The organism is Acidovorax sp. GW101-11A03 (genome assembly GCF_059424825.1).
This window is the reverse complement of sequence record NZ_JBWKZU010000009.1, coordinates 27,234-40,785: the sequence shown is the minus strand read 5'-3', so window position 1 is coordinate 40,785 and position 13,552 is coordinate 27,234. Positions and strand designations below refer to the sequence as shown.

At 66.7% G+C, this 13,552-nt stretch carries 10 protein-coding genes; 1 reads left to right on the top strand and 9 read right to left on the bottom strand.

Features of this window, described 5'->3' with window-relative positions; genetic code table 11:
• Positions 1-93: 93 nt before the first annotated feature.
• Positions 94-1,869, top strand: coding sequence for a methyl-accepting chemotaxis protein (locus AC07Z7_RS06200; protein WP_494765687.1), 1,776 nt, complete (start codon positions 94-96; stop codon positions 1,867-1,869).
• Between the two features lie 180 nt (positions 1,870-2,049).
• On the opposite strand, the gene ftsZ is transcribed toward AC07Z7_RS06200, so the two are convergent.
• From ftsZ to mraY, 9 genes are all read right to left on the bottom strand, one after another.
• Positions 2,050-3,291 carry a cell division protein FtsZ gene (ftsZ, locus tag AC07Z7_RS06195; RefSeq protein ID WP_494765686.1) on the bottom strand — a complete coding sequence of 414 codons (1,242 nt, stop codon included), beginning with the start codon at positions 3,289-3,291 and terminating at the stop codon, positions 2,050-2,052.
• Positions 3,292-3,442: 151 nt separating this feature from the next.
• Complete coding sequence (gene ftsA / locus AC07Z7_RS06190) at positions 3,443-4,672, bottom strand: cell division protein FtsA (protein WP_063460085.1); 1,230 nt, start codon at positions 4,670-4,672, stop codon at positions 3,443-3,445.
• 107 nt (positions 4,673-4,779) lie between these two features.
• Positions 4,780-5,598 carry a cell division protein FtsQ/DivIB gene (locus AC07Z7_RS06185; RefSeq protein ID WP_094288641.1) on the bottom strand — a complete coding sequence of 273 codons (819 nt, stop codon included), beginning with the start codon at positions 5,596-5,598 and terminating at the stop codon, positions 4,780-4,782.
• Complete coding sequence (locus AC07Z7_RS06180; protein ID WP_494765685.1) at positions 5,598-6,587, bottom strand: D-alanine--D-alanine ligase; 990 nt, start codon at positions 6,585-6,587, stop codon at positions 5,598-5,600. The genes AC07Z7_RS06185 and AC07Z7_RS06180 overlap by 1 nt, the downstream gene beginning before the upstream one ends.
• Positions 6,584-8,017 carry a UDP-N-acetylmuramate--L-alanine ligase gene (gene murC / locus AC07Z7_RS06175; protein ID WP_494765684.1) on the bottom strand — a complete coding sequence of 478 codons (1,434 nt, stop codon included), beginning with the start codon at positions 8,015-8,017 and terminating at the stop codon, positions 6,584-6,586. Before murC ends, AC07Z7_RS06180 begins: the two co-directional genes overlap by 4 nt.
• Positions 8,014-9,084, bottom strand: a complete 1,071-nt coding sequence (murG, locus tag AC07Z7_RS06170) for an undecaprenyldiphospho-muramoylpentapeptide beta-N-acetylglucosaminyltransferase (RefSeq protein WP_494765683.1) — start codon at positions 9,082-9,084, stop codon at positions 8,014-8,016. Before murG ends, murC begins: the two co-directional genes overlap by 4 nt.
• Positions 9,081-10,349, bottom strand: coding sequence for a putative lipid II flippase FtsW (gene ftsW, locus AC07Z7_RS06165; protein WP_094288650.1), 1,269 nt, complete (start codon positions 10,347-10,349; stop codon positions 9,081-9,083). The genes murG and ftsW overlap by 4 nt, the downstream gene beginning before the upstream one ends.
• The gene (murD, locus tag AC07Z7_RS06160; RefSeq protein WP_494765682.1) at positions 10,346-12,355 is read right to left on the bottom strand and encodes a UDP-N-acetylmuramoyl-L-alanine--D-glutamate ligase; all 2,010 of its coding nucleotides are present in this window, start codon (positions 12,353-12,355) and stop codon (positions 10,346-10,348) included. Before murD ends, ftsW begins: the two co-directional genes overlap by 4 nt.
• The gene (gene mraY, locus AC07Z7_RS06155) at positions 12,352-13,530 is read right to left on the bottom strand and encodes a phospho-N-acetylmuramoyl-pentapeptide-transferase (RefSeq protein ID WP_094288654.1); all 1,179 of its coding nucleotides are present in this window, start codon (positions 13,528-13,530) and stop codon (positions 12,352-12,354) included. The genes murD and mraY overlap by 4 nt, the downstream gene beginning before the upstream one ends.
• Positions 13,531-13,552: the final 22 nt, after the last annotated feature.

The window sequence follows — 13,552 nt, the reverse complement described above, 5'->3', positions numbered from 1 at the left end:
ATCCTCTGGCGGCAGCGCCCCGGCGCACCCTGCAAATACAAAGTGACAGCCTACAGAGACCGACAGACGCCGCCCCACCGGAGAAAGCACACCATGAGCAAGCTCAGCTTCAAAATGAAAATCATGCTCATGATCGGCACCGCACTTGCTGCGCTGCTGATCATGGCCATCATGTCCCTGCTGCAGGAGCGCCGGCTCATCAGTGAATCGCGCAAAGACCTGCTGACCACGGCCGTCCAGTCCGCCCACAGCATCGTGGCGGCCTACCAGGCCAAGGCTGCCAGCGGCGCCATGCCGCAGGAGGAAGCCCAGAAGGCCGCCAAGGAGGCCCTGCGCCTGGCGCGCTACGGTGGCCCCGAGGGCAAGACCGAGTACTTCTATATCTGGACCACCGAAGGCGTGGGGGTGATGCACCCCTTCAAGCCCGAATGGGATGGGCAGGACATGCTGGGCAAGGTCAAGGACGGATCGGGCGTGGACATCATCGGCCTGCTTGTGAACGGCATGCGCAGCAGCAAGGATGGCAAGGCGTTTGTGCCCACCATGTTTGCTCGCCCCGGCCAGACCACGGCCGTGCCCAAGCTGCAGTACATCGTGCGGGTGGACGGATGGAACTGGATGGTGGGCTCGGGCCTGTACACCGATGACGTGGATGCCCTGCTGCAAAAGGCCCTGTGGTCCAGCCTGGCGCTGGTGGTGGTGGTGTTCCTGGTGGTGGGAGCCATCGGCCTGATCGTGTCGCGCTCGGTGCTGCGCCAGATCGGTGGCGAGCCCACCGAGGCCATCGCCATCATGCAGGAAGTGGCCGAAGGGAACCTGGATGCGCAGATCCCGACCTCCCATCCAGGCTCGATGCTCGACGGCCTGGCCCACATGGTCACCTCGCTGCGCAAGCTGGTCACCGAAGTGCGGTCTGCCACGGACAGCATTGCCACGGCGTCGGGCGAAATTGCCCAGGGCAACAACGATCTGGCCCACCGCACCGAAGACACGGCCAGCAACCTGCAGACCACGGCCAGCAGCATGGAAGAGCTGACCAGCACCGTCAAGCAGACCTCGGACTCGGCGCAGACCGCCAACCAGATGGCGACATCCGCTGCCGCCGTGGCGGCACGGGGCGGCGAGGTCGTGTCCCGCGTGGTGTCCACCATGCAGGACATCAACGCCAGCAGCAACAAGATCAGCGACATCATCGGCGTGATCGACGGCATCGCGTTCCAGACCAACATCCTGGCGCTCAACGCCGCCGTCGAGGCCGCCCGCGCAGGCGAACAGGGGCGCGGGTTTGCGGTGGTCGCCAGCGAGGTGCGCAGCCTGGCCCAGCGCAGCGCAGCAGCCGCCAAGGAGATCAAGGCCCTGATCGATGCGTCTGTGGAAAAGGTCGCATCGGGCACGCAACTGGTGGGCAACGCAGGCGCCACCATGACCGAGATCGTGGACAGCGTGCAACGCGTGACGGACATCATTGGAGAGATCCGCTCGGCCACTTCCGAGCAGAGCCAGGGCATTGCCCAGGTCAACACCGCCGTGAACCAGCTGGACCAGATGACCCAGCAGAATTCGGCGCTGGTGGAGCAGTCTGCTGCAGCCGCCGACAGCCTGCGCGAGCAGGCCATGAAGCTCACCCAGGTGGTGGCGCTGTTCCGCGTGAATGGCAGCACGGCGGCCCCCGCTCCAGCCAGCCGCCCCGCGCCCCGGCCCCCAGCAACCGCCCCTGCCGTGCGTGCCGCCGCGCCCCGCCCGGCCCTGGCCAAAGCCCCGGCAGCGCGCCCCGCAGCCTCGGCGCCCAAACCGGCAGCGGCCCTGCCGCCCAAGGCCAGCAGCCCCAAACCTGCGGCAGACAACAACGACGACTGGGAATCCTTTTGAAGGTCTGATATTGAACGGCTGAAGCAGTGACTTCGCCGCGCGGGTGCCTTCGCCCCCGCAAAGCCAGCCACCGCATCCATCCCGCCGCCACCAAAAGAAAAACCCTGCCAGCGTGAGCTGGCAGGGTTTTTTGATGGAGGCTTGCTCAGCCCCGGGAGCACCGGAGCCGCAGCCCACCAATCAGTCGGCTTGCTTGCGCAGGAAGGCCGGGATCTCCAGGTCATCCATGCCGCCGGACGACAGGGCATCCACGCGGGCTGCTGCCTGCGTGCGGTTGGTGCGCCACACGCTGGGCACCGACATGCTGCCGTAGTCGGCCTGCGCGCTGCCTGCATGACCACCTTGCACGCCCACGGTGCCGCCCATCGTGCCCACGCCCGCCACGGGCATCTGGTAGGCCATGTTGTCCGTGCCCGTGCGCAGGCCGCCCTGCACCACCGAGATCGGCTGGCGGCGTGCATTGGCGCGGGACAGGCCCGTGGCCACCACGGTCACGCGGATCTCGTCGCCCAGGGTTTCGTCGTAGGCCGCACCGAAGATCACATGTGCGTCGGTCGATGCATAGGCGTTGATGGTGTTCATGGCCTGGCGCGACTCGGACAGCTTGAGGCTGCCCTTGCTCGCCGTGACCAGCACCAGCACGCCCTTGGCGCCCGACAGGTCGATGCCTTCGAGCAGCGGGCAGGCGATGGCCTGCTCGGCGGCGATGCGCGCACGGTCCGGGCCGCTGGCCGTGGCCGTGCCCATCATGGCCTTGCCGGGCTCGCCCATCACGGTGCGCACGTCTTCGAAGTCCACGTTCACCTGGCCGTACTCGTTGATGATTTCAGCGATGCCGCCCACGGCGTTCTTGAGCACGTCGTTGGCGTGCGCAAAGGCCTCGTCCTGGGTGATGTCGTCGCCCAGCACATCGAGCAGCTTCTCGTTGAGCACCACGATCAGCGAGTCCACATTGGCTTCCAGCTCAGCCAGGCCTTCGTCCGCGTTCTTCATGCGGCGGCCGCCTTCCCAGTCGAACGGCTTGGTGACCACACCCACGGTCAGGATGCCCATTTCCTTGGCGATGCGCGCGATCACCGGGGCTGCCCCGGTGCCCGTGCCACCGCCCATGCCCGCCGTGATGAACAGCATGTGCGCGCCCGAGATGGCGTCGCGGATGTCTTCCACTGCGGCTTCGGCGGCATCGCGGGCCTTTTCAGGCTTGCCGCCTGCACCCAGGCCACTGTTGCCCAGCTGGATGACCCGGTGGGCCGAGCTGCGCGTGAGCGCCTGCGCGTCGGTGTTGGCACTGACAAACTCCACGCCCTGCACGCTGCGCGAGATCATGTGCTCGACGGCATTGCTGCCGCCGCCGCCCACGCCGATCACCTTGATCTGGGTGCCCTGGTTGAATTCTTCGGCTTCGATCATTTCGATGGTCATCTTGGAGCTCCTGTTTCTAAATTCGTATGCAATTGCCAAATGGGGGTTGGGGTACCGGGTACGGGAGAGCGTGGCGGTCCTGTACATCGCCATCGCTCACGCGGCGTTTGATGGGGACTCCCTCGCGCCAGCCAGAGTGGGTATTTCATGGTCAGAAATTCCCCACGATGAAATCTTTAAAGCGCCCGAACGCAGTCTTCATGGACCCGCTCTTTTGCGCCACCTTGAAGCCGCGCAGGCGCGCCAGCCGGGCTTCTTCCAAGAGCCCCATGACCGTGGCCGCACGGGGCTGGGCCACCATGTCCGCCAGCGCGCTGGAATACTTGGGAATGCCCCGCCGCACGGGCTTGAGGAAGATGTCCTCGCCCAGTTCGATCATGCCGGGCATCACCGAGCTGCCGCCCGTGAGCACGATGCCCGACGACAGCACTTCTTCATAGCCCGACTCGCGCACCACCTGCTGCACGAGCGAGAAGATTTCTTCCACGCGCGGCTCAATCACACCGGCCAGCGCCTGCTTGCTCAGCATGCGCGGGCTGCGGTCGCCCAGACCCGGCACTTCCACTTGAGCTTCTGGGTCGGCCAGCAATTGCTTGGCATAGCCGCTTTCGACCTTGATGTCTTCGGCGTCCTTGGTGGGGGTGCGCAGCGCCATGGCGATGTCGCTGGTGATGAGATCGCCCGCAATCGGGATCACCGCCGTGTGGCGAATCGCGCCGCCCGTAAAGATGGCCACGTCGGTCGTGCCCGCGCCGATGTCCACCACCACCACACCCAGTTCGCGCTCGTCGTCGGTCAGCACGGCCTGGCTGCTGGCCAGCGGGTTCAGCATGAGCTGCTCGACCTCCAGGCCGCAACGGCGCACGCACTTGATGATGTTCTCGGCCGCGCTCTGTGCGCCGGTCACGATGTGGATCTTGGCTTCGAGGCGGATGCCGCTCATGCCGATGGGTTCCTTCACATCCTGCCCGTCGATCACAAACTCTTGCGGCTCCACCAGCAGCAGGCGCTGGTCGCTGCTGATGTTGATGGCCTTGGCGGTTTCGACCACACGCGCCACGTCGGCGGACGTGACTTCCTTGTCCTTCACCGCCACCATGCCGCTGGAGTTGAGCCCCCGGATATGGCTGCCGGTGATGCCGGTGTACACGCGCTGGATCTTGCAGTCGGCCATCAGCTCGGCTTCTTTCAGCGCCTGCTGGATGCTCTGCACCGTGGCGTCGATGTTCACCACCACGCCACGCTTGAGGCCGTTGCTGGGCGCCACGCCCAGGCCAGCCAGTTTCAGCTCGCCGCCGGGCAGCACCTCGGCCACCACGGCCATGACCTTGGCCGTGCCGATGTCGAGCCCCACCACCACGTCTTTGTACTCTCTTGCCATATCAGCCTCTGCCCTTTTCTGTTCTGTCCCGCTGACCATCCCACCGCGTGCTCAACCGCCCGATGGCCTGCCCCGCACTTTGTGTTGCCTTGCTGCACCGCATCGCATCACCTCCTGCGCACACCGCCGGTGGCACCCGCCACGGCCCCTGCGGCGTCCGGGATCACCGTAGTGACACCCCGCAACCGCAGCGCATAACCCCCGGCGTGGCGCAAGTCGGCCGACTCCAGCGCATCCACACGCCGCCCGTACTGCGCCGCCACCTGGGTCAGCGTGCGCGCAAACCGCTGCGTGCGCTGCACCACCTCTTCGGGGGTGCCACCGCCCAGCTCCACCACGGCATCGCTGTCCAGCCGCGCACGCCAGCCACCCCGGCCAGTGAGCTCCAGCTCTTCCACCTCCAGCCCCAGCGGCCGGAAAACGGGCTGCAGCAGCCCCACCATCTTCAGAGCCTCGGCAGATGAGCCCTGGGGGCCGAGCAGCCGCGGCAATCCCTCCTGCTCGACATCACCCACGTTGGCCTCGAACACCTCGCCGTGGCTGTTGACCATGGCCGAGCCGGATTCCGGCCCCCAGAACGCCACAGCGTCATGCTCCTGCAGCTCCACCCGCAGGCTGGCGGGGTACACACGGCGCACCTGGGCGCTGCGCACCCAGGGAACCTGCTCGAAGGCCTCGCGGGCGGTGCGCAGGTCCACCGTGAAGAAGTTGCCCACCAGGTGCGGCCCCACATTGGCCCGCAGCGTGACGGCGTTGTTGTGCACCAGCTCGCCCTGCACCACGATGCGCGCAATCGCAAAGCCCGGATAGCGCAGCACCCACCAGGCCCCCGCTGCCAGCACGGCCAGGGCGAAGCCCACGAACAGGACCGACGCGGTCAGGTTCATGAGCTTGACGTCCAGGGGTGCGGGCAGGGTGCTGGTCATCAGACAGCCTTTGGCCTTGCGGGCGTATCCAATGCCGCGCTCGCCAGAATGCGCAGGCACAGTTCTTCGTAGCTGATGCCCGAGGCCCTTGCCGACATGGGCACAAGCGAGTGGCCCGTCATGCCCGGCGAGGTGTTCATCTCCAGCAAGAAAGGCTTGCGGTCGCTGGCGCGGATCATCAGGTCGGCACGGCCCCAGCCCCGGCAGCCAAGCGCGCGGTAGGCCTCCAGCACGATGCGCTGGATCTCGCGCTCCTCGGCTTCGGGCAGGCCGCTCGGGCACTGGTACTTCACATCGTCGGTGAAGTATTTGTTCTGGTAGTCGTAGGCACCATCAGGCGCCACGATGCGGATCACCGGCAACGCGCGGGCACCGGCGCCCTGGCCCAGCACGGGGCAGGTGACTTCTTCACCCTCAATGAATTCCTCGCACAACACGTCGGGGTCGTACTGGGCCGACAGCTGCACGGCCTCCTGCATGTCCGAATAGCCGCGCACCTTGGTCACGCCGATGGACGATCCTTCGCGGGGCGGTTTGACGATGAGCGGCAGGCCCAGCTCGTCCGGTACGGTACGCACCACTTCGCGCTGCTGCCGGTCGGGGGCCAGCCACATGTAGCGGGGCGTGGGCAGGCCCTCGGCCAGCCACACCCGCTTGGTCATGACCTTGTCCATGGCGATGCTGGACGCCATCACGCCCGGGCCGGTGTACGGGATACCCAGCAGTTCGAGCGCGCCCTGCACCGTGCCGTCTTCGCCATGGCGACCATGCAGTGCGATGAAGCAGCGCGCATAGCCGTCGCGCTTCAGGTCGCCCAGCGCGTTCTGCGCCGGGTCGAAGGCATGGGCATCCACCCCGCGCGAGCGCAGCGCCTGCAGCACGCCGCTGCCCGACATGAGCGAGACCTCGCGCTCGGCCGAGTCGCCGCCCATGAGCACGGCCACCTTGCCCAGGGATTTCACATCAATATTGGAATCAAAAGAGGTCATACCGCTCTCCCCTTCAGCGCTTTAAGCTCACTATTTTGTAGCAAATCTACCACCTTGCCCGGCACTGCACCGATGGAGCCGGCCCCCATGCACATCACCACGTCGCCATCCTTGGCGTTGTCGGCGATGGCCTGGGGCAGGTCGGCCACGTTGTCGATGAACACGGGCTCCACCCGGCCCGCCACGCGCAATGCGCGGGCCAGAGAACGGCCGTCAGCCGCGACCACAGGCGCCTCGCCCGCTGCGTACACTTCGGTCAGCAGCACGGCGTCGGCGTTGCCGATGACCTTGACAAAATCTTCGAAACAGTCGCGCGTGCGGCTGTAGCGGTGCGGCTGAAAGGCCAGCACCAGGCGGCGCCCCGGGAATGCACCGCGTGCAGCCGCCAGCGTGGCGGCCATCTCCACCGGGTGGTGGCCATAGTCGTCGATCACGGTGAACGTACCGCCGTCCTTCGCGGGCAGTTCGCCATAGCTCTGGAAGCGCCGGCCCACGCCCTTGAAGCCTGCCAGCGCGCGCTGCACGGCTTCGTCGGGGATGTTCAGCTCCACCGCCACGGCAATGGCCGACAGCGCATTGAGCACGTTGTGTTCGCCCGCGAGGTTGAGCACGATCTCCATGTCGGGCAGCGTGACGCCGTTGCGCCGCTGCACCGTGAAGCGCATCTGGCCTGCCTCGGCGCGCACATTGATGGCGCGCACCTGGGCGTCTTCCGAGAAGCCGTAGCTGGTGATCGGGCAGGTCACGCTCTGCAGGATGTCGCGCACGGCCGGGCTGTCCACACACAGGATGGCCGTGCCGTAGAACGGCATGCGGTGCAGGAAATCGACAAACGCGCCCTTGAGCCGGCCGAAGTCGTGGCCGTAGGTCTCCATGTGGTCGGCGTCGATGTTGGTGACCACCGCCATCACAGGCAGCAGGTTCAGGAACGACGCGTCGGACTCATCGGCCTCGACCACGATGTAGTCGCCGCTGCCCAGCTTGGCATTGGCGCCCGCGCTGTTGAGCTTGCCGCCGATGACAAAGGTCGGGTCCAGCCCGGCCTCGGCCAGCACGCTGGTCACGAGACTGGTGGTGGTGGTCTTGCCGTGTGTGCCCGCAATGGCAATGCCCTGCTTGAGGCGCATCAGCTCGGCCAGCATGAGTGCGCGCGGCACCACGGGAATCTTCTTCTCGCGTGCGGCCAGCACTTCGGGGTTGTCGGGTGTGACCGCGGTGGACGTGACCACGGCATCCGCTCCGTCGATGTGCGCCGCAGCATGGCCCAGGCAGGTCTGGATGCCCAGGCCCTGCAGGCGGCGCAGCGTGGCACTGTCGGCCAGGTCCGAGCCCGAGATGCGGTAGCCCAGGTTGAACAGCACCTCGGCGATGCCGCTCATGCCGGCGCCGCCCAGGCCGACAAAGTGGATGTGGCGAATGGCGTGTTTCATGGTTGGGCCAACTCCTCGCAGGCAGTCACCACTTCGCGGGTGGCGTTGATTTTTTGCATGTTTTTGGCCTTCTGCGCGCTATCCACCAACGTGGAGCGCTCTAAATTCAATAGCATCCGCGACAGCCCTTCGGGCGTGAGGTCGCGCTGCTGCACCAGCCAGCCGCCGCCCGCATCCACGAGGAACTGCGCGTTGGTGGTCTGGTGGTCGTCCACGGCCGAGGGGAAGGGCACAAAGATGGATGCGGCGCCCACGGCGGCAATTTCGGTCACGGTGCTGGCACCGGCACGGCAGACGATGATGTCGGCGGTGGCAAACGCGCTGGCCGTGTCGTCGATGAACGGCGTGCATTCGGCCTCGACCCCGGCCGCCGCATAGTTGGCGCGCAAGGCGTCGATCTGCGTGGCGCCGCTCTGGTGGACCACGGTGGGCCGTTTTTCGGCAGGCATCAACGCCACGGCCTGCGGCACGATCTCGTTGAGCGCACGCGCGCCCAGACTGCCCCCCACCACCAGCAGGCGCAGCGGGCCGCTGCGGCCCGCAAAGCGCTCGGCCGGGCCGGGCTGCTGCGTGAAGGCGGTGCGCAGCGGGTTGCCCACCCACTGCCCCTGCTTGAACACATTGGGAAAGGCGGTGAACACGCGGTCGGCCACTCCAGCCAGCACCTTGTTGGCCATGCCGGCCACCGAGTTCTGCTCGTGCAGCACCAGGGGCTTGCCCGCCAGCACGCCCATCATCCCGCCCGGAAAGGTGATGTAGCCACCCAGGCCCACCACCACATCGGGCTTGACGCGGCGCACCACCTGCAGCGCCTGCCAGAACGCGCGCAGCAGGCGCAGCGGCAGCAGGGCCAGCGTAGCGATGCCTTTGCCGCGCACACCCGAAAAATCGATGAGTTCCAGCGCAAAACCGTGCTGCGGCACGATGCGCGACTCCATGCTGCCAGGCGCGCCCAGCCAGTGCACGCGCCAGCCACGTGCGCGCAGCTCTTCGGCCACGGCAAGGCCGGGGAAGATGTGGCCGCCGGTGCCGCCGGCCATGATGAGGGCGGTCTTCTGCGCGCTCATACGCGGCCTCCGCGCATGAGAAGCTTGTTTTCATAGTCCACCCTGAGAACCACTGCCAGCGCCACGAGATTCATCAGGATCGCCGACCCGCCAAAACTCATCAGCGGCAGCGTGAGCCCCTTGGTCGGCAAGGCGCCCAGGTTCACGCCCATGTTGATGAAGGCCTGGAAGCCGATCCAGATCGCCACGCCCTGCGCGACGAGGCCGGAGAACACGCGGTCCAGCGCAATCGCCTGGCGGCCGATGTGCATGATGCGGCGGATCATCCAGAAGAACAGCACGATGAGGGCCAGCACACCCACCAGACCAAATTCCTCGCCAATCACGGCCAGCAGGAAGTCGGTGTGGGCCTCTGGCAGCCAGTGCAGCTTTTCCACACTGCCGCCCAGGCCCACGCCAAAAATCTCGCCCCGCCCGATGGCGATCAGCGAGTGCGACAGCTGGTAGCCCTTGCCCAGCGCGTGCTGTTCGCTGAACGGATCGAGGTAGGCAAACACGCGCTCACGCCGCCAGGGCGAGCTGGCGATCATGATGGCGAAAGCGCCCACCAGAACGCCTGCGATCAGGAAGAACATGCGGGCATTGACGCCACCCAGGAACAGGATGCCCATGGCGATCACCGCCACCACCATGAAGGCGCCCATGTCGGGCTCGGCCAGCAGCAGCACCCCCACGATGGCCACGGCCGCGCCCATGGGCAGCACGGCGCGGAAGAAGCGTTCCTTCACCTCCATCTTGCGCACCATGTAGTCAGCCGCGTAGATGAGCACGGCAAACTTGGCCACCTCAGAGGGCTGGAAACCAATGGGCCCGATGGACAGCCAGCGCCGCGCCCCATTGACCACCTTGCCCACACCGGGGATCAGCACCGCCACCAAAAGCAGCAGCGCCACCACAAACAGCCAGGGCGCGACCCGCTCCCACAGCGCCATGGGCACCTGGAACGCCAGCAGCGCCGCCACAAAACCTACCACCAGATACATCATGTGGCGTGTGAGGAAATGGGTGGGCGAGTAGTTGGCAAACCGGGGGTTGTCCGGCATCGCAATCGACGCCGAGTACACCATCACCAGCCCCCAGGCGAGCAGCGCCACCACCACCCACAGCAGGGTCTGGTCAAAGCCCAGCACACTCGCGGGCGTGCTGGACGACTGGCGGTATTCGGTGCCGCCCACACGCACGGGCAGCACATCGGCCGCCTTGCCGGGCAGGCCGCCGAACCAGCCGGTCAGGCGTTGCAAGAGGTTGCTGGCGGGTGCGGTCATGCCATGCCCTCCGCCGACTGGCCGGCATCGTCGGCCATGGACCGCACCGTGTCGCAGAAAACCTGGGCACGGTGTTCGTAGTCCTTGAACATGTCAAAACTGGCACAGGCGGGCGACATCAGCACCGCGTCGCCCGCATGGGCGCGCTGGGTGGCCAGTGCCACGGCCTCGGGCAGCGTGGCGGCGTCCAGCAGCGCCACGCCGGTGTCCTGCAGCGCGGTGCGGATCAGGGGCGCATCGCGGCCGATCAGCACCACGGCGCGCGCATAGCGCGCCACGGGGGCAGCCAGCGGTGCAAAGTCCTGCCCCTTGCCCTCGCCGCCCAGAATGACCACCAGGCGGCGCTCAGCGCCCAGCCCGACCAGGGCGGCCGCCGTGGCGCCCACGTTGGTGCCCTTGCTGTCGTCGAAATACTCGACGCCCTGGATGATGGCCACGGGCTCCACACGGTGGGGTTCACCCCGGTATTCGCGCAGGCCGTACAGCATGGGCGCCAGCGGGCAGCCGGTGGCCGAGGCCAGGGCCAGTGCAGCGAGTGCATTGGTGGCGTTGTGGCGGCCCCGGATGCGCAACGCATCGGCGGGCATGAGCCGCTGGATGTGCAGGTCTTCCTCCACCTCATTGCGGCCGCGCTTGCGGGTTTCGTCAGCGTCCATGGCGCGCACCAGCCAGGGCATGCCGCTCACGACCTCGATGCCGAAGTCGCCCGGGCGCCGGGGCATGTCGGCACCAAAGGTGATGTGGGCACGCACCTGGGGCTTTTGCAGCTTGACCTTGACGGGCGGGGGCAGCATGCCCATCACAGCGCTGTCTTCGCGGTTCAGCACCATGAGCCCGGTCTGGCCGAAGATGCGGGCCTTGGCGGCCGCATAGGCCTCGATGCTGCCGTGCCAGTCCAGGTGATCCTGGGTGATGTTGAGCACGGTAGCGGCCGTGGGCTCGAAACCGGTGACGCCATCGAGCTGGAAGCTCGACAGCTCCAGCACCCACACCTCGGGCAGCGTGCCCGCATCCAGGTGCGTGGCCAGCGTGTCCAGCAGCGTGGGGCCGATGTTGCCCGCCACCGCCACGCTTTTGCCGGCGCGCTCCACCAGCTGCCCGGTGAGCGAGGTCACGGTGGTCTTGCCGTTGGTGCCGGTGATGGCCAGCACCGCAGGCGCGTACGCATGCGAGGCGCGCAGCGCGGCCAGCGCATCGGAGTACAAGCTCAATTCGCCCCCTGCGCGCATCCCATTTGCCTCAGCAGCTCCCAAAACAGGAGCAACCTGCTGTGGACTCAGCCCGGGCGAGCGGTAGACGGCCTGCAGGTTCTGCCCCACGACCAAGCTGGCATCAAAGGCGCCTGCCACAAAGCGGACCTGGGGCATCTCCTGCTGCAGCGCAGGCAGTTGGGGTGGGGCGGCGCGGGTGTCGGCCACGGTGACCTGTGCCCCGCAGCGCACACACCAGCGTGCCATGGCCATGCCCGAGGCCCCCAGGCCCAGGATCAGGATGTTCTGGCCCTGCAGCAGCTGGGCCATGGCCTCCGCGGCGCTCACCAGGGGTTCCGCGGGTGCGGCTTCCTCCCCCACGTCCGCGTCTTGCACGGCATCGGGCTCGGCAGCGGCGGGCCCTTCGGGAGCAGACACCTCGGCAAAAATCTGCGCCACAAAATCGGCAGCGGCCTTGGCCGCCGAGACGGCAGGCACGGCCTCAGGGTTCCAGGCGGCGCTGGGGGCTGGGGCCGTGGCGGCAGGGGCCTCGGTGGCGGGCGATGGAGCCTCGGTATCGGAAGAAGGCTTCAGTTCAAGAGCCGGCTCTTCGGGCTGGCCCATGTCCGTATCCACACTGGCATCTACATCCGCTTCGGCGGCCGGAGTTGTGGGCAACTCGGGCGGCGCCATCCCATCGGGCGTGGGCCCGACGCTTGCAGCACCGGGCGCGCCCACCCCCAGCCCCGCCTCGATCGGCGTGGCCTCAGGCACATCCGGAGTGCCAGGGACGGTGGAGGGATCGTTCGGGTTCATCGCAGTTTCAGGGTGGACAGGCCAATCAGGCACAGCAGCATGGTGATGATCCAGAAGCGCACGACGACCTGCGTTTCCTTCCAGCCGCTCTTTTCAAAATGGTGGTGCAGCGGCGCCATCTTCAGCAGACGACGGCCTTCGCCATAGCGCTTCTTGGTGTACTTGAACCAGGTCACCTGCAGCATCACAGACAGGGCCTCGACCACAAAGATGCCGCCCATGATGGCCAGCACAATCTCTTGACGCACGATCACGGCGATGGTGCCCAGCGCGCCGCCCAGCGCGAGCGCGCCCACGTCGCCCATGAACACCTGCGCAGGGTGGGCGTTGAACCACAAAAACGCCAGGCCCGCACCGGCCATGGCCGCGCAGAAGATCAACAGTTCGCCCGAGCCCGGGATGTGCGGGAAGAACAGGTACTTGGAGTACACCGCGCTGCCGGTGACATAGGCGAACACGCCCAGGGCCGAACCCACCATCACCACGGGCATGATGGCCAGGCCGTCCAGGCCGTCGGTCAGGTTCACCGCGTTGCTCGAACCCACGATGACAAGGTAGGTCAAGACCACGAAGCCCAGCACGCCCAGCGGATAGCTGATCTCCTTGAAGAACGGCAGCTGCAACCCGGCCTTGGGGGGCAGGTCGAGCGAAAAGCCGGACTGCACCCAGGCCACGAAAAGCTCCCACACCTTGGCGTTGGAGCTTTCAGAAATGCTGAATGCGAGGTACAGCGCAGCGATCAGGCCGATCACCGATTGCCAGAAGTACTTCTCGCGCGAGCGCATGCCCTCGGGGTCCTTGTTGACCACCTTGCGCCAGTCATCCACCCATCCAATGGCACCGAAGCCCAACGTGACGATGAGCACGATCCAGACGAAGCGGTTGGACAGGTCAAACCACAGCAGGGTCGAGATCGCGATCGACAGCAGGATCAGCACCCCGCCCATGGTGGGCGTGCCGCTCTTGGACAGGTGCGACTGCATGGCGTAGCCCCGGATGGGCTGGCCGATCTTGAGCGATGTGAGGATGCGGATCACCTTGGGGCCCGCCACCAGGCCGATGAGCAGCGCCGTCATGGCCGCCATCACCGCACGGAAGGTGAGGTACTGGAACACGCGGAAAAAGCCGAACTCGGGCGACAGCCCTTGCAGCCATTGCGACAGCATCAGCAGCATGCGGCACCTCCGGCCAGGGCGG

Bases quoted from the DNA above. Each gene is read 5' to 3' on its own strand.
- AC07Z7_RS06200 (WP_494765687.1), top strand. From the start codon at position 94: ATGAGCAAGCTCAGCTTCAAAATGAAAATCATGCTCATGATCGGCACC.
- ftsZ (WP_494765686.1), bottom strand. From the start codon at position 3,291: ATGACCATCGAAATGATCGAAGCCGAAGAATTCAACCAGGGCACCCAG.
- ftsA (WP_063460085.1), bottom strand. From the start codon at position 4,672: ATGGCAAGAGAGTACAAAGACGTGGTGGTGGGGCTCGACATCGGCACG.
- AC07Z7_RS06185 (WP_094288641.1), bottom strand. From the start codon at position 5,598: ATGACCAGCACCCTGCCCGCACCCCTGGACGTCAAGCTCATGAACCTG.
- AC07Z7_RS06180 (WP_494765685.1), bottom strand. From the start codon at position 6,587: ATGACCTCTTTTGATTCCAATATTGATGTGAAATCCCTGGGCAAGGTG.
- murC (WP_494765684.1), bottom strand. From the start codon at position 8,017: ATGAAACACGCCATTCGCCACATCCACTTTGTCGGCCTGGGCGGCGCC.
- murG (WP_494765683.1), bottom strand. From the start codon at position 9,084: ATGAGCGCGCAGAAGACCGCCCTCATCATGGCCGGCGGCACCGGCGGC.
- ftsW (WP_094288650.1), bottom strand. From the start codon at position 10,349: ATGACCGCACCCGCCAGCAACCTCTTGCAACGCCTGACCGGCTGGTTC.
- murD (WP_494765682.1), bottom strand. From the start codon at position 12,355: ATGAACCCGAACGATCCCTCCACCGTCCCTGGCACTCCGGATGTGCCT.
- mraY (WP_094288654.1), bottom strand. From the start codon at position 13,530: ATGCTGCTGATGCTGTCGCAATGGCTGCAAGGGCTGTCGCCCGAGTTC.